25 protein-coding genes are annotated in these 23,688 nt (G+C 73.0%); 7 read left to right on the plus strand and 18 right to left on the minus strand.

All coding sequences use genetic code 11. The annotated features are described in order from the left end of the window. Window positions 1-35: 35 nt before the first annotated feature. Entirely contained in the window at window positions 36-1,280 is a 1,245-nt protein-coding gene (locus tag IE95_RS0102750; RefSeq protein WP_030150101.1) for an AAA family ATPase, read from the plus strand. A 10-nt stretch (window positions 1,281-1,290) separates the two neighbouring features. Here the strand turns inward: IE95_RS0102750 and IE95_RS0102755 are convergent, their stop codons facing one another. The 6 genes from IE95_RS0102755 to IE95_RS0102780 form a co-directional block, all read right to left on the minus strand. Then, the gene (locus IE95_RS0102755; protein ID WP_051702618.1) at window positions 1,291-2,535 is read right to left on the minus strand and encodes a glycerate kinase; all 1,245 of its coding nucleotides are present in this window, start codon (window positions 2,533-2,535) and stop codon (window positions 1,291-1,293) included. A 49-nt stretch (window positions 2,536-2,584) separates the two neighbouring features. Continuing rightward, window positions 2,585-3,673, minus strand: a complete 1,089-nt coding sequence (locus IE95_RS0102760) for a WxL protein peptidoglycan domain-containing protein (protein WP_051702619.1) — start codon at window positions 3,671-3,673, stop codon at window positions 2,585-2,587. Between the two features lie 185 nt (window positions 3,674-3,858). Beyond that, window positions 3,859-5,757: an alkaline phosphatase gene (locus IE95_RS0102765; protein ID WP_030150104.1), complete on the minus strand. Its 1,899-nt coding sequence runs from the start codon at window positions 5,755-5,757 to the stop codon at window positions 3,859-3,861. Between the two features lie 194 nt (window positions 5,758-5,951). Beyond that, window positions 5,952-6,548 (minus strand): CE1759 family FMN reductase, encoded by a 597-nt coding sequence (locus IE95_RS0102770; RefSeq protein WP_206053310.1) that lies wholly within the window; start codon window positions 6,546-6,548, stop codon window positions 5,952-5,954. Further along, on the minus strand, window positions 6,545-7,051 hold the full coding sequence (locus tag IE95_RS0102775; protein WP_036570575.1) for a MarR family winged helix-turn-helix transcriptional regulator: 507 nt from the start codon (window positions 7,049-7,051) through the stop codon (window positions 6,545-6,547). Before IE95_RS0102775 ends, IE95_RS0102770 begins: the two co-directional genes overlap by 4 nt. A 145-nt stretch (window positions 7,052-7,196) precedes the next feature. Then, the gene (locus IE95_RS0102780) at window positions 7,197-7,958 is read right to left on the minus strand and encodes an isoprenyl transferase (RefSeq protein WP_030150107.1); all 762 of its coding nucleotides are present in this window, start codon (window positions 7,956-7,958) and stop codon (window positions 7,197-7,199) included. Between the two features lie 374 nt (window positions 7,959-8,332). Between IE95_RS0102780 and trhA the strand changes: the two genes are divergently transcribed. Beyond that, window positions 8,333-9,019, plus strand: coding sequence for a PAQR family membrane homeostasis protein TrhA (gene trhA, locus IE95_RS0102785; RefSeq protein ID WP_051702653.1), 687 nt, complete (start codon window positions 8,333-8,335; stop codon window positions 9,017-9,019). A 17-nt stretch (window positions 9,020-9,036) separates the two neighbouring features. Here the strand turns inward: trhA and IE95_RS0102790 are convergent, their stop codons facing one another. The 3 genes from IE95_RS0102790 to mca are packed head-to-tail and all read right to left on the minus strand — an operon-like array spanning window position 9,037 to window position 11,124. Then, window positions 9,037-9,873: a carbon-nitrogen hydrolase family protein gene (locus IE95_RS0102790; protein ID WP_030150109.1), complete on the minus strand. Its 837-nt coding sequence runs from the start codon at window positions 9,871-9,873 to the stop codon at window positions 9,037-9,039. Window position 9,874: 1 nt separating this feature from the next. Continuing rightward, the gene (locus IE95_RS18580; protein ID WP_036570576.1) at window positions 9,875-10,258 is read right to left on the minus strand and encodes a hypothetical protein; all 384 of its coding nucleotides are present in this window, start codon (window positions 10,256-10,258) and stop codon (window positions 9,875-9,877) included. Next, a complete protein-coding gene (gene mca, locus IE95_RS0102800; protein ID WP_030150110.1) occupies window positions 10,255-11,124 on the minus strand; it encodes a mycothiol conjugate amidase Mca in 870 nt (289 codons plus the stop codon). Before mca ends, IE95_RS18580 begins: the two co-directional genes overlap by 4 nt. Window positions 11,125-11,290: 166 nt before the next feature. Between mca and IE95_RS0102805 the strand changes: the two genes are divergently transcribed. Then, the gene (locus IE95_RS0102805) at window positions 11,291-11,782 is read left to right on the plus strand and encodes a DUF4307 domain-containing protein (RefSeq protein ID WP_051702621.1); all 492 of its coding nucleotides are present in this window, start codon (window positions 11,291-11,293) and stop codon (window positions 11,780-11,782) included. Window positions 11,783-12,009: 227 nt separating this feature from the next. After that, window positions 12,010-12,492: a transcription elongation factor GreA gene (gene greA, locus IE95_RS0102810; RefSeq protein ID WP_030150112.1), complete on the plus strand. Its 483-nt coding sequence runs from the start codon at window positions 12,010-12,012 to the stop codon at window positions 12,490-12,492. Between the two features lie 367 nt (window positions 12,493-12,859). Here greA and ilvA read toward each other — a convergent pair whose 3' ends face one another. The 3 genes from ilvA to IE95_RS0102825 are packed head-to-tail and all read right to left on the minus strand — an operon-like array spanning window position 12,860 to window position 16,685. Continuing rightward, window positions 12,860-14,026, minus strand: coding sequence for a threonine ammonia-lyase (gene ilvA / locus IE95_RS0102815; RefSeq protein ID WP_084689749.1), 1,167 nt, complete (start codon window positions 14,024-14,026; stop codon window positions 12,860-12,862). 50 nt (window positions 14,027-14,076) lie between these two features. Further along, window positions 14,077-15,456: an AI-2E family transporter gene (locus IE95_RS0102820; RefSeq protein WP_338068430.1), complete on the minus strand. Its 1,380-nt coding sequence runs from the start codon at window positions 15,454-15,456 to the stop codon at window positions 14,077-14,079. Beyond that, window positions 15,453-16,685 (minus strand): cystathionine gamma-synthase, encoded by a 1,233-nt coding sequence (locus tag IE95_RS0102825; RefSeq protein ID WP_030150115.1) that lies wholly within the window; start codon window positions 16,683-16,685, stop codon window positions 15,453-15,455. Before IE95_RS0102825 ends, IE95_RS0102820 begins: the two co-directional genes overlap by 4 nt. A gap of 197 nt (window positions 16,686-16,882) precedes the next feature. Between IE95_RS0102825 and msrA the strand changes: the two genes are divergently transcribed. Next, a complete protein-coding gene (msrA, locus tag IE95_RS0102830) occupies window positions 16,883-17,545 on the plus strand; it encodes a peptide-methionine (S)-S-oxide reductase MsrA (protein WP_030150116.1) in 663 nt (220 codons plus the stop codon). Window positions 17,546-17,637: 92 nt separating this feature from the next. Here msrA and IE95_RS18585 read toward each other — a convergent pair whose 3' ends face one another. Further along, window positions 17,638-18,576, minus strand: coding sequence for a glycoside hydrolase family 19 protein (locus IE95_RS18585; protein ID WP_240666281.1), 939 nt, complete (start codon window positions 18,574-18,576; stop codon window positions 17,638-17,640). A 379-nt stretch (window positions 18,577-18,955) separates the two neighbouring features. Further along, on the minus strand, window positions 18,956-19,729 hold the full coding sequence (locus tag IE95_RS0102840) for a phosphatase PAP2 family protein (protein ID WP_051702623.1): 774 nt from the start codon (window positions 19,727-19,729) through the stop codon (window positions 18,956-18,958). A gap of 126 nt (window positions 19,730-19,855) precedes the next feature. Between IE95_RS0102840 and IE95_RS0102845 the strand changes: the two genes are divergently transcribed. Continuing rightward, entirely contained in the window at window positions 19,856-20,704 is an 849-nt protein-coding gene (locus tag IE95_RS0102845) for a type II CAAX endopeptidase family protein (RefSeq protein WP_030150119.1), read from the plus strand. 10 nt (window positions 20,705-20,714) lie between these two features. On the opposite strand, the gene IE95_RS0102850 is transcribed toward IE95_RS0102845, so the two are convergent. After that, on the minus strand, window positions 20,715-21,656 hold the full coding sequence (locus IE95_RS0102850; RefSeq protein ID WP_051702624.1) for a LysR family substrate-binding domain-containing protein: 942 nt from the start codon (window positions 21,654-21,656) through the stop codon (window positions 20,715-20,717). Window positions 21,657-21,715: 59 nt separating this feature from the next. Here IE95_RS0102850 and IE95_RS0102855 point away from each other — a divergent pair, with 59 nt between their 5' ends. After that, the gene (locus tag IE95_RS0102855; RefSeq protein WP_030150121.1) at window positions 21,716-22,150 is read left to right on the plus strand and encodes a DUF5997 family protein; all 435 of its coding nucleotides are present in this window, start codon (window positions 21,716-21,718) and stop codon (window positions 22,148-22,150) included. A gap of 102 nt (window positions 22,151-22,252) precedes the next feature. Here the strand turns inward: IE95_RS0102855 and IE95_RS0102860 are convergent, their stop codons facing one another. The 3 genes from IE95_RS0102860 to IE95_RS0102870 are packed head-to-tail and all read right to left on the minus strand — an operon-like array spanning window position 22,253 to window position 23,671. Further along, window positions 22,253-22,705 (minus strand): DUF5680 domain-containing protein, encoded by a 453-nt coding sequence (locus IE95_RS0102860; RefSeq protein WP_030150122.1) that lies wholly within the window; start codon window positions 22,703-22,705, stop codon window positions 22,253-22,255. Window positions 22,706-22,715: 10 nt separating this feature from the next. Next, window positions 22,716-23,024 (minus strand): Rdx family protein, encoded by a 309-nt coding sequence (locus IE95_RS0102865; protein ID WP_240666282.1) that lies wholly within the window; start codon window positions 23,022-23,024, stop codon window positions 22,716-22,718. 35 nt (window positions 23,025-23,059) lie between these two features. Next, entirely contained in the window at window positions 23,060-23,671 is a 612-nt protein-coding gene (locus tag IE95_RS0102870; RefSeq protein ID WP_030150124.1) for a LysE/ArgO family amino acid transporter, read from the minus strand. Window positions 23,672-23,688: the final 17 nt, after the last annotated feature.

Consider the following 23,688-nt stretch of genomic DNA (forward strand, 5'->3'; position numbering starts at 1 on the left):
CGCACGCCGTGGGTGGCCGCGCCTAGCCTGGCGGGATGATCGAGACGCTCGCCATCGAGGGCTACCGCTCGCTGCGGCACCTCGTCCTGCCGCTCGGCCGCCTCACGGTCGTGACGGGCGCCAACGGCGTGGGCAAGTCGAGCCTGTACCGCTCGCTGCGCCTGCTCGCCGAGTGCGCGCTGGGCGGTGCGGTCGGGGCGCTGGCCCGCGAGGGTGGCCTGCCCTCGACGCTGTGGGCCGGGCCGGAGGTCGTCGGGCGCGCGGTGCGCGAGGGCGTGCACCCCGTCCAGGGCACGGTGCGCGGCGGCCCGGTCGCGCTGCGGCTGGGCTTCGCGAGCGGCCCGGACCCCCTGCCCGACGGCGCCGCGCCCGCAGGTGGGTCGCTCACCGGCGCGTACGGGTACGCGATCGACCTGGGGCTGCCGCAGGACGGCGGCGCGTCGTTCGGCCTGGACCCCGAGATCAAGACCGAGGCCGTCTGGTCGGGACCTGTCCTGCGCCCCGCGACGCTCGTCGCCGACCGGCACGGCCCCTCGGTCCGGCTGCGCGACGAGGACGGCGTGTGGCAGGCGTCAGGGCGCCGGCTGCGGTCCTTCGACAGCATGCTCTCGGAGGTCGTGGACCCCGTGGGCGCTCCCGAGCTCGTGCTGGTGCGTGAGCGCCTGCGCTCCTGGCGTTTCTACGACCAGTTCCGCACCGACGCCCTGGCCCCGGCCCGCGCCTCGCACGTCGGCACCCGCACCCCGGTCCTCGCGCACGACGGCGCGGACCTGGCCGCGGCCCTCGAGACGATCCGCGAGCTGGGCCTGGCCGACGACCTGGACGCCGCGGTCGAGGACGCGTTCGGCGGGTCGAGCGTGCGCGTGCGCGTGGCGGACGACGGCCGGTTCTCGCTCGAGCTGCGCCAGCACGGCCTGCTGCGCCCGCTGGGCAGCGCCGAGCTGTCGGACGGCACGCTGCGCTACCTGCTGTGGGTCGCGGCACTGCTCACGCCCCGCCCGCCCGAGCTGCTCGTGCTCAACGAGCCCGAGACGAGCCTGCACCCCGAGCTGCTGCCCGCGCTCGGGGCCCTGGTCGCCGGGGCCGCGCGGCGCACGCAGGTCGTGGTCGTGACGCACTCGCAGGCGCTTGTCCGGGCCATGGAGGACGCGGCCGGCGGGGCGCGAGCCGCCTCCCGGGCGCTCGTGCACGTCGAGCTCGTCAAGGAGCTCGGCCAGACGACCGTCGCAGGCCGCGAAGGTCCGCTCGACCAGCCGCAGTGGCACTGGCCCAAGCGCTGAGCAGCCGGGATCAGCGGCGCACGGACCCCAGGTACAGGCTCGTGACCGACGCCGCGACCTCGGTCAGCCGGCTCGCGGTGCGCCCCACGAGCTCCTCCACGTCGATCGGTCCGGGAGCGATCGAGAACGCGGCCGTGATCCCCGCGGCGCGCGCCTGCCACGCGGGCAGGAGCACCTGCCCGGCGATCATCACGACGGGTGGGCGGCCCGGTGCAGCCGCCGCGAGCGCCCCGATCCCGTCGGCAACCTTGCCGTGGACGGACTGCGAGTCGAACGATCCCTCGCCCGTGAGCACCAGGTCGGCGTCCGCGACGGCCGCGGGCAGCCCGATCGCCTGCGCGACCAGGGTCGCGCCGTGCTCGAGCTCGGCACCGAGCACCGCGACGAGGGCCGCGGGCACCCCGCCGGCGGCGCCCGCCCCCGACAGGTCGTGCGTGCGGACCCCGGTCTCGCGTTCGAGCAGGTCGGCCCAGCGCACGAGTGCCGCGTCGAGGAACGCGACGTCCGCGTCGCTCGCCCCCTTCTGCGGCCCGAACACCGCGGCCGCCCCGCGCTCGCCGACGAGCGGGTTCGTCACGTCGACGGCCAGCCGCCACCGCACCTCCCGGGCCCGTGGGTGCAGTCCCCCGAGGTCGAGGCCGACGACGCGCGCGAGCCCCTCGCCGCCGTCGGGCACGAGGGTCCCGGCGAGCTCCCCGTCCGTCGACGAGGCGACCGTCGCGACCGAGTGTGCGACGAGCCGGGCCCCGAGGCCCGTGAGGACGCCCGCGCCGCCGTCGGTCGAGGCAGACCCGCCGAGGCACAGGACGACCTCCTCGACCCCGGCGTCGAGGACCGCGGCGCACGTCGCTCCCGTGCCGCGCGTGTGCGCATGGAGCGGTTGGAGGACGACGTCGCTCACGGCGGGCAGGCCGCTCGCCGCGGCGAGCTCGACCACGCCGATGCGACCGTCGGCCGACACCCCGTAGCGTGCCCGGCGGGGGCGCCCGATGGCGTCGACCGTCGCGACCTCGCGCGCCTCGACCCCCCACACGGACAGGAGCGCGTCGAGCGTGCCCTCGCCGCCGTCGGCCATGGGCAGGAGCCTGACCTCGGCGTCGGGCGCCGCTGCCAGGACGCCGTCGGCCATGTGCCGGGCCACGTCCGCGGCGGTCGCGGAGCCCTTGAACGAGTCGGGCGCGATCACGACGCGCAGCGGTCGCGGGCCGGTGGGCGCGAGGTCGGCGGTCGGTGCGGCGTTCGTCGTCGGAGGCACGCCCCGATCGTAGCCAGCCGGTCCGGCCGCCGCCGGGTGGAGGGCCTGGTCAGGAGGACGCCGTCGCGTGCGTGGGGTCCGCGGCGGTCGTGGTGTCCGTCCGCGCCGCGACCGCGGCGTCGATCCGCGCCTGCGTGCGTGCCTCGCGGCGCCGGCGCGCGCGCAGCACCGTGAGCACCGCACCGACCAGGACGAGGAGCGCCCCGAGCTGGACCCACGGCAGGGTCCACGCCGTGTAGCTCCCGGTCGCCGGGGCGAGCGCGACCTCGATCACGTCGTCGCCCACGACGAGAGGAGTCGTGGTCAGGTCGCCCGAGACCTTGCCGAGCGGCCAGACGCCGTCGAGCACGACGCTCCCGCTCGCCTCCTGACCGGGCAGCACCTCACGCTGGGCGGGGGCCACGACGTCGCGCGCGTTCCAGCCGAAGAGGCCGGATCCCACGACCTGGGTGTCCGCGCCGAGGCGCACGTTGCCCTCGTTCGCGAGCGTGTAGTCGATGCGCACCGCGCCGGGCGCGAACGGGTTCCAGCTCGGCGCGTAGGTCGCGCGGACGTCCGTGAGCGCGAGCGCCGGGGCCAGGTCGCCCGCCACCCGCAGGTGCACGCGGGCGCCCACGCGCGTGTCGAACGTGACGGCCGACGCGTCGCCCTCGGGGCGCGCCAGTGCCGCGACGACCCCGGCCGGGTGGTCCCCGGGCGTCGCGTCCGCAGGGACCGCGACCGTGAAGGGCACGGTCACCGACGACTCGGCGGCGACCTCGACGCGCTGGGTCGGCCCGGCCGTGTCCCCCTCACCGAGCGTGATCCACGCGCCGCCGTCGACCGGGGTCGCGCCCGCGGGGAGCAGGTCGAACTGCCCGTCCGCGGTCACGACGCCGTCGCTCGCGTACACGTCGAACGTCGCCGGGTGGTCGCTGAAGTTGGTCACGGTCACGTGGTCGTCCGCCAGCCCGCCGGGGTCGACGGTCAGGCGGAACGACACGCGCCCGTCGGGCCCGTCGGACGTCGCGGGCTCGACGGCCCACGTGGTCTTCGTGGGAGCCGGGTCGGACGCAGCGGCTGCCGGCACGCCGGGCAGCGACGCGAGGACGAGGACGAGGACGGCCGCGGGACGGACGGCGCGGGACAGGACGTTCATCGAGGAGCTCCGAGCAGAGAAGGAACACGACCCGCTCCGGTCGGCGACCTACGCGCACGGGGCACGCGACGCCGTCGGGCGGGACGTGGGCGGACGGGCGGACGGGTGCGCCGCAGGGAGACGGCCCGCCGGACCCCGGCGCGCCACGAGAGCGCACCGGGGCCCGACGGCTCGTCGGGCGAGGATCAGTCGACCGGGAAGAGCGAGACCGTCAGGGCGCCCGCGTAGTCGCCCGCGCGGGTGTCGACGAGGACCTCGAGCGCCAGGTCGGCCGAGACCGTCGTGGTGCCCTGACGCCCGTCCGCCGTCGCGGTCGCGAGCGTGGCCGGGGCCGCGAGGCCCGTTCCGCCGCCCAGGAGCGACGCGACCGGCGACCCGGCGCTCACACCGTCCTTGGCCGTGACCAGGCCCGGCGTCCAGCCGAGGTTCTGGGCGCGCAGCGTGCGCGGGCCCGACGTCAGGTCGCTCGACTGCCCCGAGACGGTCCAGCCGCCCGCACCGACCGTGGCGGCTGCACGCGAGTCGGTCACCGAGACCTCGGGGAGCCGTCCCGCGAAGCGCAGGCGGTCGCCCACGTTCTCGCCACCCGTGAGCGCGACGCCCGCACCGGCGTCCGCGACCGACAGCGTGAGCGTGCCGCCCACCTCGCCGGCCTCGGGCACCGTCGCGACGAGCGGGATGCCGTCCGCGTCGTTCGCGGCCCACAGGTCGTGCGAGACGCGGCCCACGTCGGCGTTGTCGAGGTACGCGCCGCGCACCGGGTCGGTGCCCGTCGCGGCGGCCGCGAGCAGCTCGGACCCCGGGCCCTTGGCGTACACGGGCACGAGGTGGTTGGTGTGGCCGCCGCTGTTCCAGCTCACCTGCGGGGCGCCGCCCTGCACGCCCTGGACCGGGGTCCAGGCCGGGTTCGCCGCGGGGCCCGAGAGGTAGCCGCACTCGTGGTCGGCCGTGATGACGACGAGGGTCTCGTCCCAGCTCGAGCTCTCCTCGACCCAGTCCACGACCGTCTCGATGGTCCGGTTGAAGTCGACCTGCTCCTCGACCGCGCCCGCGGTGTTGTTGTCGTGCGAGGCCCAGTCGATCGCGCCACCCTCGATCATGACGAAGAAGCCCTCGTCCGAGGCGTTGGACAGCACGTTGAGCGCGGCGTCCGTCATCTGCGGGAGCGAGGGGACGTTGTCGTTCTGCGGGGCGGTGAACGGCACGTCGCCCGGCTTCAGGGCCGTGCGGTCGGCCTGGAGCGTGCCCGCGACCTGCGCGGTGCCCAGCACGTGCGTGGGCGTGTCGCCCTCGGCGAGGGCCAGGAAGTCGTCCTTGGACTCGACCAGGTCGAACGCCGACTGGCCGTCGACGAGCTTGTTCCACTCGGTCTCGCCGATGTAGCTGTAGCTGGGCGCGGCCCGCTTGTCACCGTTGGCGTCGTACCAGGGGTTGCCCGCGCCGAAGATCACGTTGGCGCCCGAGTCCATCATGTCGGCCGCGATGTCGTGGTAGTTGTTGCGGTGCTCGTTGTGCGCCAGGTAGGACGCGGGCGTCGCGTGGGTCCACGGCACCGACGTGACGACGCCCGTGGCCTTGCCGAGCTCGAGCGCGCGCTCGGCGACGGTCTTGAGGTCCTCGTGGTTCTCGTCCTGGCCGATCACGTTGTTGAGCGTCTTGACGCCCGTCGCCAGGGTCGTGGCCGCCGCTGCGGAGTCGGTCGAGCTCTTGAGCGGTGCCGCGAAGCTGCTCCAGTTCTGCGCCGGGTCGTACGTGCTGCCGAACTGGTACGTGGACATCGCGAGGGCGACAGGGAACTCCTGGTACACCTGCGTGCCGGCCTGGCCGGGGACGGGCGTCGAGGCGCCACCGGGCTTCACGGTCGTCTGGTAGGCCGTGCGGCCGTGCTCGAACTGGCTGCCGAGGTCGACCTGGTTGAACCCCATCCCGTCACCGATGAGGTGGATGATGTTCTTCGGTCCCGGCGCCCCGGGGTCGGCGGACGGCGCGGCGAGCGCCGGCGTGGTCGAGGAGATCGCGATACCTGCCGCGAGGACGCCCGTGCCGGCGACCCGCAGCCACTTCATCGGTACACGTGAAGTCATGGTCTCTTCCCTGTCGAGGTCTGGTCCGGTCCGGAGTCGAGTTCCGGCCGGCACGTCAGAGCCAAGCGGTCAGAGGTGGCGAGGGGGTGAACGGCGAAGGGCCGCGCGGGGGCGGATGGGGTAAATGTCCGTCTCGGCCCGGCGCGCCGCGAAGGCGCCCCGCGGCAGGGTGCGCCGCGGGGAGGCGCGTCGCCTCAGTCCGGTGCGGGCAGGTCCGCGAGCCGCACGAGCTGCCCCACGGCCCGCTCGGCGCGCTCGTCGAGCCACGGCATGGGGAAGAGCTCGATCGTCCAGTCCTCCGTGGACGCGAACACGCCCGTGGGCACGATCAGGTCGCCCAGGAACGCGAACAGGGGCCGCAGCGCCTGGTCGATCACGAGGGTGTGCCGTGCGGTGCCGCCCGTGGCCGCGAGCAGCACGGGCTTGTCGACCATCGCGAGCGAGTCGACGAGGTCGAAGAACGACTTGAAGATCCCGGAGTAGGAGCCACGGAACACGGGGCTCGCGACGATCAGCAGGTCGGCCTGCTCGACCGTCTTGAGCGCGAGCTCGAGCTCTTCGCTGCGCATCCCGATCACGGTCGCGGTCGCGACGTCCTGCGCGTGCTCGCGCACCTCGATCGTGCGGGCGTCGACCGCGACACCCGTGGCCGTGAGCCGCGCGACGGTCTTGTCGAGCAGGAGGTCGGTCAGGGCCCGCGTGGTCGAGGGGAAGCTGACCCCGCCGGTCACGGCGACGACGCTGAGCGGGCGCGGTGCGGACGCTCGGGCGTCCCGGGGTCCGGCACTCACGCCGCGCTCCCGTCGCGTGCAGGGATGTCGCCCTGGGCGCCGCGGAGCTTGTCGAGCAGTCCCTTGAGGGTCGCGAGCTCGTCGGCGTCGAGGGCCCCGCCCACGTAGGCGCTGATGGTGCGGACGTGCCTGCGCCCGATCTCCTTCTGCAGGCGCGCCCCCTCGGGCGTGAGGCGGACGATCGTGCCGCGTGCGTCGTCGGGCGCGGGGACGCGCTCGACGAGGCCGCGCTGCTCGAGGCGCTCGGCCATGCGGCTGAGCGAGGGCTGGCTGATGAGGACGTGCTCGTTGAGGTCGCGCAGGCGTGTGCCACCGCCCGGGCAGGCGGCGAGCGTGAAGAGCACGTCGTACTCGCGCATGGTCAGCTCGTCCCAGATGTCGTCGGCCTGGAAGCGGCGCATGAGGGCGACCTGGGTGCGGAAGAGCGACTCCCACGCCTCGGCGGCCTCGCGCGTGGTGGCTCGGTCGTGGACGGTGGGGGGCGAGGTGGTGCTGCTGGTCATGTGTCTCTCGATCCTGCGGGGTGCACCGGCCCGACGGCGCCGCTCGCCGCGTCGGCGCACGTCACCCAGGTAGATGCGTTCGTATGAACTCGAGTGGTACAACCGGCGAGACGAGAGGTGTATTCCGGGCGGCCCGCCCGCAGGGCTATCTCCCGAGCCGCCGCTCGCGCTGCGAGTACGACCGCAGGGCGCGCAGGTAGTCGACCCGACGGAAGCTCGGCCAGTACGCCTCGCAGAAGTAGAACTCGGCGTGCGCGCTCTGCCACAGCAGGAACCCGCCCAGACGCTGCTCGCCCGACGTGCGGATCACGAGCTCGGGGTCCGGCTGCCCCTTGGTGTACAGATGCTCCTCGATGTGCTCGACGTCGAGGTTCTCGGCGAGGTCCTGGAGCGAAGCCCCGCTCGCGGCCTGCTCGCTCAGGTAGGAGCGCACGGCGTCGGCGATCTCGTGCCGGCCTCCGTACCCGATCGCTACGTTGACCTGGAGCCCGTCGACCCCGGCGGTCCGGTCCTCCGCGTCGCGCAGCGCCTTGGTGAGACGCTCGGGCAGGAGGTCGAGCCGGCCCATGACGCGCAGGCGCCAGCGGCCCGTCTCGGCGAGGTCGCACACGGCGTCCTCGATGATGTCGAGCAGCGCGCTGAGCTCCTCGCGCGAACGTGAGAGGTTGTCCGTGGAGAGCATCCAGAGCGTGACGACCTCGATCCCGAGGTCCTCGCTCCAGGTGAGGAACTCGGCGATCTTGTCGGCGCCGCGACGGTGACCGGTCGCGGCCGTCTCGCCGAAGGACTTCGCCCAGCGCCGGTTCCCGTCGAGGATGACCCCGACGTGACGCGGCATCGCCTCTCGGGGCAGGGAGCTCGCGAGCCGTCGTTCGTACAGCCCGTAGAGCAGGTGGGGCATGCGCACGTGAGGTCCTTCGCGGTGTGTAATGGATGAGCGGCGACGGGGCCGGGCAAGGCCCGGGAGCGTCGCACGGACGACACAGGCACCGAGGAGCGCTCGGGGGCGTCGCTCGCCACACGGTACCGGAGGGAGCGGTCGATTTGTCCCGAGGTCGGGCCCGGGTGACGCCTTTGCGCAGGATCTTCACAGTCCCGCACAGCAACCTACGGTGACGTAACTTACGATGGCGTAGGTTGTTCCTGAGCCACGCACGCCGACTCACGCGCAGTCCCCCGGGCCAGGGACACCTCGTCCCACCCGACCGTCGAACGATCAGGAGCACCCCCGTGGCACGACCCTCCGACCGCCCGACCTCGGGCGACACCGTCGAGAACGCCCTGGACTCGGCCGCGGACGCCGTGTCGAGCGCGAGCGCGAAGGTCGCAGAGGCCGTCAAGCCCCGGCTGCGAGGCTGGATCCACGCCGGCACGTTCCCCGTCGCCCTCGTCGCGAGCATCGTCCTCGTCGCCCTCGCGCCCCCCGTCGCGGGCAAGGTCTCGTGCGCGATCTTCGGCCTGAGCGCGTGCCTGCTGTTCGGCACGAGCGCCGTCTACCACCGCGGCACCTGGTCGCCGAAGGTCGCGGGGATGCTGCGCCGGGCCGACCACTCGAACATCTTCCTCATCATCGCGGGCACGTACACCCCGCTCGCCGTCCTGCTCCTGCCGCAGCAGACCGCGACGATCCTGCTGCTCATCGTGTGGACCGGCGCCCTGCTGGGGCTCGCCGCGCGCATCATCTGGCTGGGCGCCCCGCGCTGGGTCTACGTGCCGATCTACGTCGCGCTCGGCTGGGTCGCGGTGGGGTACATGCCGCAGTTCTGGACGACGCCGTCCGGCCCCGCGATCGTGTGGCTCGTCGCGATCGGCGGCCTGGCCTACACGCTCGGCGCGGTCGTCTACGGGCTCAAGCGCCCCAACCCGAGCCCTCGCTGGTTCGGCTTCCACGAGATCTTCCACGTGCTGACGGTCGTGGGATTCGGGTGCCACTACGCGGCGATCATGATCGCGGCGCTCAACGCCTGAGCCTGGCTGTCATCCGCTCAGCGCTGCTGCTGGTCCGTGGGCACGACGGCGTAGCGCCGGTTCGCGAGCGACGGGTTCGCGTCGCGCACCGCGACCAGGGCCTCGGGGTCGATGTCCGCGGTCCGCAGGCCCGCACGCTCGTCGAGCTCGAGCCCGACCTGCCCGTCGGGCCCCACGAGCAGCGACCTCCCGGTCACGCCCTTCCCCGCCTGCCCGACGGCGAGCACCACCGACGTGTTCTCGATCGCCCGGGCACGGGCCAGGGTGCGCCAGTGGTCGGCCTTGAGGTCACCCGCGGCCCAGGCAGCAGGCACGACCAGGACGTCGGCGCCGGCGTCGACCAACCGGCGCGCCGACTCGGGGAACCGCAGGTCGTAGCACGTCATGACGCCGAACGTCAGACCGCCCACGGTCATCGTGGTCGGGGCGGCGTCGGCCGGGCCCGGCTCCAGCCGGTCCGACTCACGGCGCCCGAACGCGTCGTAGAGGTGCACCTTGCGGTACACCCCGACAAGGTGCCCGCCCCCGTCGATCGCGACGACGGCGTTGACGGCACGGGTGGTGCCGGTGCCGGTGCCCGGAAGCGTCGTGCCCGCGACCACCGCGACCCCGGTCTCCGCCGCCCAGCGCTGGAGAGTCGTGACGAACGGTCCGTCGAGCGGCTCGGCGTGCTCGACCCCGACCCCCCGCGGGTCGAAGCCCGAGGCGTACTCGGGGAGCACCAGGAGGTCGGCCTGGAGCCGCTGAGCCTCCGTGAAGGCCGAGCGCACCACGAGCAGGTTCGCCGCGTGATCGTTCGAGACCTCGATCTGGGCGATCGTGACCCGCACCGGACCGCTCGGCGTCCGTGCCACGTCAGTCGCCGCCGCCACCGGAGTCGCCGCCCGAGCTGCCCGAGCCGCCCGAGTCGTCGCTCGGACCGTCGTGCGAGCGCGAGCCGCCGTCCGACGCACCAGACCCACCGCCGTTGCCGGGGCGGACCGACCTCTCGTCGTGCCGGACCTTGCGGAGCTGCTTGTTCATCGACAGGAACAACGCGACGCACGCGAGCGCGACCGCGAAGATCGTGAGGAACCCCGGCAGGCCCGGAGACACGTCGGTCGGTTCGAGGCCCGGGCGCAGCTCACCACCCGTCGGGGCGGGGGACGGCGTCGTCTCGGCCGTCACGCCGACGGCCCAACCGGGCCCTCCCGCGAGGTGGGACGACAGGTCGACCGCGAGCTGCGGCGTCGGGCTCATGCGTGGCCTTCCTCGGTGCGGACACCGGCGAACAGGTCGTCCTCCGGAAGCGTGGTCGGGACGCGCGACTCGGCGAGCTCGAACTCCTCGATCGGCCACACCGCGACCTCGAGGTCGCGCGGGATCGCGAAGAAGAAGCCGTCCGGGTCGATCTGCGTCGCGTGCGCGATGAGCGCCGCGTCGCGCTGCGGGAAGTACGGGGCGACCTCGACGCGCGTCGTGACCTCGCGCTCGGGGATCTCGCGCGCCGCCCGCGACTCGACCCAGTCGCTGAACGGCGACTCGAGACCGGCGTCCACCACGGCCTCGTGGATCGTGCGGATGCGGTTCATCGAGAAGTCGTGGTTGTAGTACAGCTTGAGCGGCTCCCACGCGGGCGCGCCGCCCTCGACCCGGTAGCGCTCCGGGTCGCCCGCGGCGTGGAACGCCTCGAACGCGACCTTGTGGCACATGATGTGGTCCGGGTGGGGGTAGCCACCGCTCGGGTCGTACGTCGTGATGACGTGCGGGCGGAACTCACGCACCAGCTCGACGAGCGGCGCCGCAGCCTCCTCGAGCGGGACGAGCGCGAAGCAGCCGTCCGGCAGCGGGGGCAGCGGGTCGCCCTCGGGGAGGCCCGAATCCACGAAGCCCAGCCAGCGGTGGCTCACGCCGAGCGCCCTGGCCGCCGCCGCCATCTCCGCGCGGCGCAGCTCGGCCATGCCCTCGGGGGTCGAGGGGACCTCACCGAAGCTCGGGTTGAGCACGTCGCCGCGCTCACCGCCCGTACAGCTCACGACGAGCACCTCGACGCCCTCCGCGGCGTAGCGGGCCGACGTCGCGGCGCCCTTGCTCGACTCGTCGTCAGGGTGCGCGTGGACGGCCATGAGGCGCAGCGGTGCGCCGTCGACCGTCCCGGGCGCCGATGCAGTCCGCGGGCGCGCCGTCGATTCGGTCACAGGTCCTCCAGGGGGTACTCCGGGGCGAAGAAGTTCAGAGACAATGATGACTCACGAGCAGGTAGTCCACCCAACCCCTGGACCTCGATTCACCATGACGAACAGCACTCCCCCGTCGGGAACAGCTCCGCAGGTCGGCCCTGATGCGCTCGACGAGCACGAGAACCCGATCGGGCTCGCGCCGCAGACCCCGGGACCGCAGCCGCCCGCCGGGCGCTACGGCCCCCCGTCGACGCCCGCCCGCCGCCGCCTCACGATCGCGGGCATCGTCGCCGCCGCAGTCGTCGGCGTCGGGATCACGATCTGGATCGGGCTCGGGCAGGCCTCGACCCCGGTGCGCTACGACAACTTCGGGTTCAAGGTCATCAGCTCCGAGCAGATCGACGTGACGTTCCAGGTCTCGATGGAGCCCGGCACCCAGGCCGAGTGCACGATCGACGCCCTCGCCGAGAGCTACGCGCAGGTCGGGACGGTCGACGTCGTCGTCGGACCGAGCGACCAGCTCGAAGGGCGCTACACCGTGAGCGTCGCGACGTCCGAGCTCGCCACGACCGGCATCGTCGAGAGCTGCCGCGCACTGCCCTGACGGGGGAACGGCGGTGTGATGCAGCGGACATTTGGTATCCTGAGGGATTCACGCTGCCCCAGAAGCATCAGGTCCAGCGAAACCCGCCACGCGGCGTCGGCGACCGGCCGACGTCACCACCCCGGGCAGGCAGCGGAGTCGATCTCACCCGCACCCACTGCCTCACCCTGTGCGGTCGCGTCCACCGACGTCGGCCGCCGGAACGCAAGGAAAGGAAGGAGCGAACCGTGACCGAGACCAGCGTCACCTGGCTGACCCAGGAGGCACACGACAGGCTTCAGGCCGAGTTGGCTCACCTGTCCGGTGCCGGCCGCACCGACATCGCCGAGCGCATCGCCGCCGCCCGCGACGAGGGTGACCTCAAGGAGAACGGCGGCTACCACGCCGCCCGCGAGGAGCAGGCCAAGAACGAGGCGCGCATCCGCGAGCTGACCGCGAAGCTCCGCAACGTGCAGATCGGCACGCCGCCGGACGACGGCAAGGTCGAGCCCGGCATGGTCGTCACGGCCCTGGTGGCCGGCGAGGAGATGGCGTTCCTGCTCGGCTCGCGCGAGATCGCGGGCGGCACGGACATCCGCGTGTACTCCCCGACGTCCCCGCTCGGCGAGGCCATCAACGGGACCTCGATCGGCGACAAGGTCTCGTACGCCGCCCCCAACGGGAACCAGATCCAGGTCGAGATCCTCGCGGCCAAGCCGTTCGAGGCGTGACCCACCGCTGACGCACACGGCCACCACCGACGGCGGCCGCACCGCACCGCACCGCACGGAGCGCACGCGTCACGACCACGCAGGCCCGGGAACCTCAGGGTTCCCGGGCCTGCGTGCGTCCGGGCCTGCGTGCCTGCTCGGCGGGCGCCCCCTGATGCCGCTCGGCGAGATGCGGCCAACTGGGGTCCTGCGAGTGGATCGACCCCAGATGGCCTCGTCTCACCTACGCCGCACCGACCACCCCGCGGCCCCCGGGCACCCCGTCGTCCACAGATGCCGCCGACGGCCCCCCATGGACGCACGAATCTGCCACCCTCTCCTCGTGCCCAGCGCTCTCGTCCCGCTCCCGCCCACCCCGTTCAGCCCGTCAGCCCGTCAGGACCCGGTACCCCGCGCCCCGCAGCTGCGCGACGAGCGCCTCGCAGTGCTCCTGCCCCTTGGTCTCGACCTGCATGCGCACCCACGCCTCGCCGATCGCGAGGTGCACGTCGGTGCGGTCGTGGTCGATGTGCATGATGGAGCCGCCGACCCCCGCGATGACGTCGAGCATCTGCGCGAGCGCCCCCGGCCGGTCGTCGAGCAGGACCTGCATCTGCATGTACCGGCCCGCGGCCGCGAGCCCGTGCCGCAGCACGCGCAGCAGCACCAGCGGGTCGATGTTCCCCCCGGACAGGATCACCACGACCGGGCCGTCCCACCCGGTCGGGTCGGCGAGCAGCGCAGCGACCCCTGCGGCCCCCGCCGGCTCGACGACGAGCTTGGCCCGCTCGGTGATCATCAGGAGCGCGCGCGACAGCTCGTCCTCGGTCACCGTCCGCACCTCGGCGCCCAGCTCGGAGACGATCGAGAACGGCACAAGCCCCGGGGTGCCCACCGCGATCCCGTCGGCCATGGTCGACCGGGCGAGCGACGTCGTCGGGACGCCGGCAGCGAGCGAACCCGGGTACGCCGCCGCCCGCGCAGCCTGGACCCCGACGACCTTGACGTGCGGTGCGACCTCGGCCATGGCCGCCGCGACGCCCGCGACCAGACCGCCGCCGCCGAGCGGCATGACGACCGTGCGGACCTCGGGCACCTGCTCGAGGATCTCGAGCGCGATCGTGCCCTGGCCCGCGACGACGTCCGGGTGGTCGAACGGGTGGATGAACACCGCGCCCGTGCGCTCGGCCTCGGCCTTCGCGGCCGCGAGCGTCTCGTCGACGTCGACGCCGACCAGTCGCACCTCGGCCCCGTACTCCCGGGTCGCGGCGACCTTGGGCAGCGCGGCGTCGACCGGCATGTACACGACGGCCTGGATGCCGAGCAGCCCCGCCGCGAACGCCACACCCTGGGCGTGGTTCCCGGCACTCGCCGCGACGACGCCGCGCGCCTTCTCCTCGGCCGAGAGCCGGGCCATGCGGATGTACGCGCCGCGGATCTTGAACGACCCGGCGCGCTGGAGGTTCTCGCACTTGAGCGCCACGGGCACGCCCGTGACCTGGCTGAGCGCGCGGCTCGTCTGGACCGGGGTCCGGTAGGCGACGCCGTCGAGCATGCGGGCCGCGTCGCGGATGCTGTCGAGCGTCACGGCAGGCTGAGCGAGGGTCACGCGTCCTCGCCCGCGCCAGCACCAGCGCCCGACGACGGCGCTCCCCCAGGGCGCGACGCCCTGCGCCCGGCGGTGCGCGCCGAGGCGGGCACCTTCTCGTCGTCGGCGAGGTCTTCCTCGGCACGCCGGACCATGACCGGGAGCGCGGGCCTGCCGCGTATCACGAGCGTGTCGTCGGTGCCGAGGTCCGGAAACTTGTCGTGCCCGTTGAAGTACAGGACCACCGTGTTGATCAGGGCAGCGAGCGGCACCGCGAACAGGGCCCCGACGATCCCGGCGGCGAACCCGCCGGCCGCGACCACGAGCAGCACCGCGACCGGGTGCAACGAGACCGCGTGCCCCATGAGGAACGGCTGGAGCGCGTGGCTCTCGATCTGCTGGACCGCGAGCACGATGCCCAGCATGATGAGCGCCGCGACCCACCCGTTCGCGACCAGCACGACGAGCACCGCGACCGCACCCGTGACGACCGCACCCACGATCGGGATGAACGACCCCACGAACACCAGGATGCCGAGGGGCAGCGCGAGCGACGGCACGAAGAACGCCGCGCCCACACCGATACCGACCGCGTCGACCAGCGCCACGAGGATCTGGGTGCGCGTGTAGGCGGACAGCGTGACGATGCCGCGACGCCCTGCCTGATGGATCGTGTCGCGCGACCGCGCCGGGAACAGGCCCACGCACCAGGACCAGATCGTCCGACCGTCGAGCAGGAAGAAGAACGTGCAGAACAGCGCGATCACAGCCCCCGCAGCCACGTGGCCCACGGTCGTCGCCGCGCCCAGCGCGCCGGACACGATGCTGTCCTGGCTCGAGCTGATGAACTTCTCGAGCTCCTTGAGGTAGCCGTCGACCTGCTCCACACCGATCCCGAACGGCCCCGCCTGCAGCCAGTCCATGAACTCGTTGAAGCCGTCGATCGCCTGCTCCCGGAGCTCCGAGATCCCGCTCACGATCGTGCTGCCTGCCACCGTGATGAGCCCACCCACGACCAGGAGAAGCCCCAGCAGCGCCGAGATCGAGGCCAGGCCGCGGGAGAAGCGCAGCCGCTTCTCGAGGAAACGCCGAACCGGTGTCAGCAGCACCGTGAGGAGCAGCGCGATCGCGACCGGGACCACGATGACCTTGAACAGCGCCGTGACGTACAGGCTCGCCGTGACGAGCGCACCGATCAGGAGCAGGCGCCACGACCAGGCCGCAGCGGTCTGGATCGAAGGCGGGACGGCGTCGGCACCGTGCGGCCTGCCGGCGCGCACCTTCGGGGTCGCCGCGGGCGTCGGGGCCACCGCCGTGGCGACCGCCCCTGCCGAGGCGGGCGACGTCGTCGGGCCCTGTGCCTTCTGGGCGCGGTCCCGGCGCGGTGCCGCGCTCACGCGAGAGCCCGCGTGAGGTCCGCGATCAGGTCCGCGGCGTCCTCGATGCCGACCGACAGCCGCACGAGGTCGTCCGGGACCTCGAGCGCAGAACCCGCGACCGACGCGTGCGTCATGCGCCCCGGGTGCTCGATCAACGACTCCACCCCTCCGAGCGACTCCGCGAGCGTGAACACCTGGGTGCGGGCGCAGACCGCGAGCGCCCTCTCCTCGCTCCCCACGCGGAAGGACACCATGCCCCCGAAGCCGCGCATCTGGCGCTTCGCGAGCTCGTGCCCAGCATGCGACGCGAGACCGGGGTAGACGACCTCGGTCACCGCGGGGTGCGACGCGAGGAACTCCGCGACCGCCGCCGCGTTCGCCGAGTGCCGGTCCATGCGCACCGCGAGCGTCTTGAGACCGCGCAGCGTGAGCCACGCGTCGAACGGCCCCGCGACCGCACCCGACGAGTTCTGGTGGAACCCGACCGCGTCGGCCAGGCCGCGCGTCCCCGCAGGCGAGACGAGGTCGCCCGGGAGCTCGGCGCCGTCGGCCACGACGAGCGCTCCCCCGACGACGTCGCTGTGCCCGCCGATGTACTTGGTCGTCGAGTGCACGACGACGTCCGCGCCCAGGCCGAGGGGCTGCTGCAGGTAGGGCGTCGCGAACGTGTTGTCGACCACGAGAGTCGCGCCGTGCTCGTGCGCGACCTGCGCGAGGGCCGCGATGTCGCTCACGCCCAGCAGCGGGTTGGTCGGGGTCTCGACCCACAGGACCCTCGTGCGACCCGGCTGGACCGCGGCCCGCACGGCGTCCAGGTCCGTCAGGTCCACGGCCGTGTGCTCGATGCCCCACGGGCCGAACACCCGGGCGACCAGGCGGTACGTGCCGCCGTACGCGTCGTCGGGCACCAGGACGTGGTCGCCCGGACGCAGCGTCGCCCGTAGCAGCGTGTCCTCCGCCGCGAGGCCCGAGGAGAACGCGAACCCGCGCGCCTGCGCAGCCCCGGCAGGCGTCTCGACGGCGCCGAGCGCCTCCTCGAGCGCCGTGCGGGTGGGGTTCGCGGACCGGGAGTACTCGTACCCCCCGCGCAGACCGCCGACACCGTCCTGCTTGTAGGTGGAGACCTGGTAGATCGGGGGCACGACGGCCCCCGTCGTCGCGTCCGGGTCCTGTCCCGCGTGGATGGCGCGGGTCGCGAAGCCGGTGCTCGACCAGTCGGGGTGGGAGGGAGTGCTCGCGCTGCTCATCCTGTGAGCCTACGTGTCCGGTGGCCGCGAGTTCCTGCGGAACACGACGGTTCTCGGAGAGCGGATGTGGACATCTCGCACGGACGGTCGGGACAGGGCGGCACGGACCGTCGGGACGGGACGCTTTCCGAGGCGTGCGGGGAACAGGCGACGACGGCGAGGTGTTGCCCAGGTGTCGGCTACAGGTGGAGGTAAAGATGTTCGAGTCGTTGTTCGGGTCCTCGATGAAGACCCAGATGGTCGCGCCCGAGAAGGCGCTCGCCGGGCGGGACCAGCCCGTGCTCCCCACCGCACGCCCGCACACCGTGCTGGGGACGCCGATCACCGGTCCGTGGCCCGAGGGCACGCGCGTGCTGTACCTCGCGATGGGCTGCTTCTGGGGCGCCGAGGAGATCTTCTGGCAGGTGCCGGGAGTGACCTCGACCGCCGTCGGGTACATGGGCGGCACCACGCCCAACCCCACGTACGAGGAGGTCTGCACCGCACGGACCGGGCACACCGAGACCGCGCTCGTCGCGTACGACCCGGCGGTGGTGAGCGAGGAGGAGCTGCTCAAGATCTTCTGGGAGCGCCACGACCCCACGCAGGGCTACCGGCAGGGCAACGACGTCGGCACCCAGTACCGCTCGGCGGTCTACTGGACGACGCCCGAGCAGGAGGCCGCGGTCCGTGACACCGAGGAGCGATACCAGAAGGTCCTGACCGCCCGTGGCCTGGACCCCATCACCACGGAGGTCGCCCCGGCCGAGGGCCGCACGTTCTACTACGCCGAGGACTACCACCAGCAGTACCTCGACAAGAACCCGAACGGGTACCGCTGCCACGCGACGACGGGCATCCCGTTCCCCGGCGCGGCGTGATGCCGGGCTGAGCGTCGGTGCAGAACCCCAGGTTCGTCAGGCAGCCCGCCCCGGCTGCCTGACGAACCCAGGGTTCGGGACGTCTCAGCTGCTCAGCAGGTCAGGCCCGAGCCCGGCGCGACGCCCAGGATCGCCGTGATCTTCTGGTAGCGGTCGACCCTGCTCTGGACCGAGGCCGGGTTGCCGCCGTCGCACTCCAGCGCCCCGTTGAGCGAGTTGATCGTCTGCCCGAACCCGGCGCCGCCGATCATCGCCTCGTGCGACGTCATGACGCCCGGACCGTTCTGCGTGTTCCAGTACCAGAGGGCCGTCTGCCACGCGATCGACGGGTCCTGCTCGACGAGCCACGGGTTGTTGAGCAGGTCGATGCCGAGCGCGTCACCGGCCGCCTTGTAGTTGAAGTTCCAGCTGAACATGATCGGTCCACGGCCGTAGTAGGCCTTCTGCCCGGCCGGGCAGCCGAACGGCTGCGAGTAGTCGCACTTGATCCAGTAGTTGGCCTCGTTGATCTCCTTGACGTACCTCAGACCGACCGACTCGAAGTCGGCGTGCGTCAGGAACGCCGCCGCCTCCTGGGTCCGGGTCGTCTCGGTCCCCGTGTTCGCGAACCTCGGGTACGCCGCCAGGGCGTCCACGAGGCCCTGGTAGGTGTAGAACGCGTCGCGCTTCGGGAAGATCGCGTCGAACTCGGCCTCGCTGATCACGAAGTCGGACGCGCCCCCCTGGCAGGCCCCCATGTCCACCCAGACGGACGTGGCCCCCGGGTTCTCGCGCTGCGTCCACCACTTCGCGGTGAAGTTGCGGCCGTGGTGCGAGACCGTGGCACCACCCTGGTACGCGGTGGTCTCGCTCCACGTCGCGGCGCACGGGTTCGCGGGCGCCGCGGTGGCGACCGTGAGCGGTGCTGCGGCAGGTACGTCGACCGCGGTCGCCGGCACTGCGGCGGTGGTCGCGACGACCGCGCTCACGAGCCCCACCGCGATGATCGCGGCCCCTCGGCGCATGCCGACGACAGTTCTCTTGCCAAACATCGAGCCCCCATTTGCTCATCGTTGAACAATCCTTGTGAACGGCTGGCGCCGCGGTCACAAGGTAGCGATCCGCACAAATGTCAGCAACTCGAACAAACCGTCCGGTCCGCTGAGCCTTCCTGGTGTACTCCCGGGTGCTTCGAGTCGCCCCGGGCCCGTCGAGGGCGACGCGCACAACCGCCGACGGTGACCGGCGCGGCTGCCGAGGGTGACGCCGTCGACGTCCGAAGGCGTCACCCTCGGCACGGTCGGTGGTCACCATCGGCGACCGGTCACGTCACCGTCGGCGGGCGAGATGGTCACCATCGAGTGGACGGCGGGTCACCCTCGGCGACCAGGCGCGTCACCCTCGGCAGGCCGTCGACAGCGGCCGTGCCCCTCAGCGCCGGACCAGCGCCCTCTCGTCGGCCTCGACCCGGGCGCCCGGTGCGAGCAGCACCCGGCCCACGGCCTCGTTGCGGCACAGCGCCACCAGCAACGCCGCGACCGGACCGCGCAGCGCCAGGACGAGCGCCACCACGACGCACACACCGACCGTCGCGCCGGCGACGACGTCGTGCGGGAAGTGGACCCCCTGCACCAGGCGTGCCGCACCCGTCACGATCGCGAGGGCCGCGGGCGCGGCGACCATGGCCCGGTACGGCGGGAGGCGACGTGCCCGCCGGAACCGGAGCGCCGTCGTCGTGCCGAGCGAGTCGCGCGGGCGGCCCGTGGCGAGCGCCGTGAGCACGACCGACGTCGCGAGCGCGAACGCGATGGTCGTGTGGTTGCTCGGGAAGGACCAGTCCCCCGCGGCGGGGCAGTGCGCGATCTCGATGAGGTCCCAGCACCCGCGGGGCTGCTGGACGATCGTCTTGGCGACCTCGGACGTCGCGTACGCGACCACGGTCCCGGCGCCTCCGACGAGCGCCGTCGCGACGGCGCCGAGCCCGGCCCCGCGCGCCTGCCACGCGGCGAGCAGCCACAGCAGTGCGAGGGCGATCACTCCGACCTCGGCGACCAGCTCGACGCCGGGCAGCTCCGTGGTCCGGGCCGTCACGGCGAGGTAGAGCTCGGTGCTGGGCCCGCGCAGGAGCAGCAGCGACGGCACGACCACAGCGGCCGCGAGCAGCCAGAGCAGGGCCAGGAGCAGGGGCGATCTGGGGGACTTCACCCCGGAATGGTACGGAGGTGAACGGCCGATGAACATCAGACCGCGGTCGGACCCGGACACCTCCCGCCGTCCCCCTCGCGGCCCACACCCCGCCTTCACGTCCGTGCCCGTGGCATCGTGGGGTGGATGACCGACGCCCGCACCGCCGCGACGCCCGACACCACTCGCGCCCCCGTCCGCACGACCGCCCTGCGCCTGCTGGCCGCAGCACTCGTGTGCGGGTCGGCGGTGCTCCTGTTCGCGGTGCACGTCCGGCCGCTCGGGTACGTGCCGCTCGTCGCGGGCGTGGTGCTGGGGCTCCTGGTGGACCGCCGCCTCGGTCGCGACCTGCTGCTGATCGCGCTGGGCATGGGCATCATCAGCACCATCCCGCTCGCAGCGGACCTGAGCGATGCCGGGATCGCGCGCTTCGCCGTGGTGCTCTCGCTCGCGGTGCTGGTCCCGTGGGCCGTCTCGCGGTACGTCTACCGCGACGACGCGATCCGGTTCCCGGTCCGCACCGGCAGGCGGTGGAACCGTACCCAGATCGTGTACCTGCTGGTCGTGCTCGTCGCGGGGTACCTGATCCTGCCCGCGTACTTCATCGGGTCCGGGTCGTACCAGAACTGGCCCGCGATCGAGACGCCCCAGGAGATCGCGCGCCTCTTCGTGGGCGTCAACGCGGTGGGGATCTGGGACGAGCTGTTCTTCGTGTGCGTCGTGTTCGCGCTGCTGCGCCGCCACTTCGCGTTGTGGCCCGCGAACCTTCTGCAGGCGATGGTCTTCGTGTCGTTCCTGTGGGAGCTGGGCTACCGGAGCTGGGGTCCGCTCCTGACGATCCCGTTCGCGCTGGTCCAGGGGTGGATCTTCGCCCGCACCAAGTCGCTCACGTACGTGGTGTGCGTGCACCTGCTGTTCGACGCGATCGTCTTCGCGGTCCTGGTGCACGCGCACCATCCCGAGCTGTTCGACGTGTTCGTCACGGGCGGGCGCTGAGCCCGGGGCGTCAGCGTCCCTTCTTGCGGCCCTTCATCGACTGCGACTTCCCGAGCCGCTTCGCGACGGACTTGCCGGACTTCTTGCCGCCCTGGGGTGCCTGCTTCGCACCGCTGCGCGCGGCGCTCGCCGTCCTGGCCCCCTTGGTGGTCTGCCCGGCCCTCCCGCCGTTCTTGGTGCCCGACGGCGAGCGCCCGTCCCCCTTCTTGCTCGCCTCGGGGGCGGGTGGGGTGGGGCCCGCGACGCCGCGCGAGCTGTTGGCCGTGCGGCCGCGCACGATCCCGATGAACTCCTCGACGAGGTCCGACTTCTCCTCGGTCACCCAGCCGAGCGCGACGGGCGCCTCGGGTCCCCCGTCGAGGGTCCGGTAGGTCAGGTCCTTGCGGTGGTGCAGGCGCGCGAGGGACTGCGGCACGACGAGCAGCCCGATCCCGGCCGCGACGAGCTCGATCGCGTCGGCCGTCGTCGCGGGGCGTTCCCGGGCCGGCTTGCCGGGCAGGGCAGGGGGCGCCTCGTCGTCGGCACCCGACGCAGCAGCAGAGGGAGCCCAGCCGAGCACGTCGTCGAGCGGGTGCAGGACGACCTCGTCCGCGAGGTCCGCCGCGGTGAGCGCTTCGTCACTCTCGAGGGCCGCGAACACGTGGTCGCGCGGGACCACGACGACCGGCACCTCGGTGTACATCGCGATGTGGCTCAGCCCCTCGCTGCGCACGGGGCGACGCAGGATCGCGACGTCCGCTCCGCCGTCGTGCAGGAGGGCCTCCACCTGGGAAGCCGGGACGGCGAGCGCCTCCAGGCGCACGTCGGGGACACGGTCGATCCATGTCCGCACCCACTTCGAGGGCGTCACGCCCGGGACGTACGCGAGGCGGAACCCGGGGGTCTGCGCGTCGGTGACGTCCTCGGCCGGTCGGTCGGCGTCGTGCTCGGCGCTGCGCGCAGTCTCTTCCACCCCACAACCCTAGCCGCCCCAGGACAAGGAAACCGGGCCGGGACCGATACCCTGGGACCATGAGCACCCCGCACTCCTCCCAGACCATGAAGCCCGCGACCGCGGCGAAGAAGCTCGGGGTGTACCTTCCCGCCACTCCCCCGGAGTTCCAGGAGGGGACCATCACGCGCGGCCGGCTCGAGGAGCTCGAGACGAACCCGCCCGAGTGGCTCGTCGACCTGCGCCGCAACGGCCCCCACCCGCGCCCCGTCGTGGCCGGCCGCCTCAACGTCTCGATCGCCGGCCTGGCCCGCGGCGGCGTCGAGGAAGCTCTGACCACCGAGCAGATCAACGAGCTGCGCGAGGACCCGCCGGCGTGGCTCGTGCGCGAGCGCGAGATCCAGGCCGAGGTCCGGGCGGAGGAGGAGCGCATCAAGGCGCGCGACCTCAAGAAGGCCAAGAAGGTTGCCCGCGCCAACCGCGAGGCCGAGCAGAAGGCGCCGTCGGCCGAGTGACGCCGCGTGGCGCCCGGCGGGCGCCACGCACCGCTGTGCCGTCGGGCCACCCGACGGCGCAGACGCCCCAGGGCACCCGGCGCCCCGGACACCCCGGGCGCTTCACCCGATGAAGCCGCCCGCGTACTGGAGCCAGTAGACGACCTCACCGTCCGCGGTGATCTCCTCCCGGCCCAGGAACGCGTCCCGGGTCCCCTCGCCCCGGCACGTGTACCGGAACGCCCCGTAGTCGGCGTCGACGGACTCGTGGGTGCGCGTCGTGGCCGCGTGCTCGACGAGCGCGGGCTGGAGCATGAGGTCCGCCTGCCCCTCGCTCATCGACGAGAAGTCGCCCGAGTAGGACACCGACCACACGGGCACGCCGTCGTGGTGGACCACCTCGATGCCGGGGAAGATCCCGTTGCCGATGTAGTACACGTCGCGGTAGAGCCAGGGCCCCTCGGCGAACTCGTACTGCACCGACCCCGCGAGGATCGCGGTCGTCTTCCCCTCCCCTGCGGCGTAGGTCCGGGCACGGGCGCGGGTGAGGAACGCGTAGGCGTCGTCGGCGAGCATGGCGCCGATGCTAGGAGGCGCCACCGACACGGTCGGTGTGGCCGAGCGCGAGGCCGGGGGCGACGCGGTCACGCACGATCCGCTTGAGGACGGGCACCTCCGGGAAGCCCTTGCGCTCCTTGCGGTCCCACACGAGCTCGTCGCCCACGTGGACCTGGAAGATCCCGCCCGTGCCGGGCACCAGTGCGACCTCGGTCAGCCTCGTGCCGAACGTCGTCAGGAGCTCCTGCGCGAGCCAGGCGGCGCGGAGCATCCAGTTGCACTGCGTGCAGTAGGTGACGGTCACGCGGGCAGGGGTCACGTCGGTCTGTTCGTCCACGGGCCCAGCGTGCCAGAGGTGGTGCCTGCCTCACGTCACCTGACCACGAGCACGACCGCGAGCGCGGCCATGACGAGCGCGATGACGCCGTCGAGCACGCGCCACGCGACGGGTCGCGCGAAGACGGGGGCGAGCACGCGCGCCCCGACGCCGAGCGTCACGAACCACACGATGCTCGCGATCCCCGCCCCGACGCCGAACACCCAGCGCCCGTCGTCGCCGTACCCGGCCGCGACCGAGCCCAGCAGCAGGACCGTGTCGAGGTAGACGTGCGGGTTGAGCCAGGTCAGGGCGAGGGCCGTCCCGACGGCGGCGCCCACCGACGTCCGCAAGCCCCCCTCGGCTGCTTCGAGGGTTGCGGGGCACAGCGCGCGCCGGGCCGCCTGCACCGCCAGGACCAGCAGGAACGCGGCCCCGCCCCAGCGCACGACCGCGAGCAGCACGGGGGCGCGCGAGACCAGCACCCCCAGGCCCGCGACCCCGGCCGCGATGAGGACGAGGTCCGAGAGCGCGCACACCAGCACCACGGGCAGCACGTGCTCGCGGCGCAGGCCCTGGCGCAGCACGAACGCGTTCTGCGAGCCGATCGCGACGATGAGGGACAGTCCGGTGCCGAGGCCGGCGAAGAGGGGGGCGAGGGGGAGCACGTCCTCCACGGTAGGCA

The organism is Oerskovia turbata (assembly GCF_000718325.1).
GTDB lineage: Bacteria > Actinomycetota > Actinomycetes > Actinomycetales > Cellulomonadaceae > Oerskovia > Oerskovia turbata.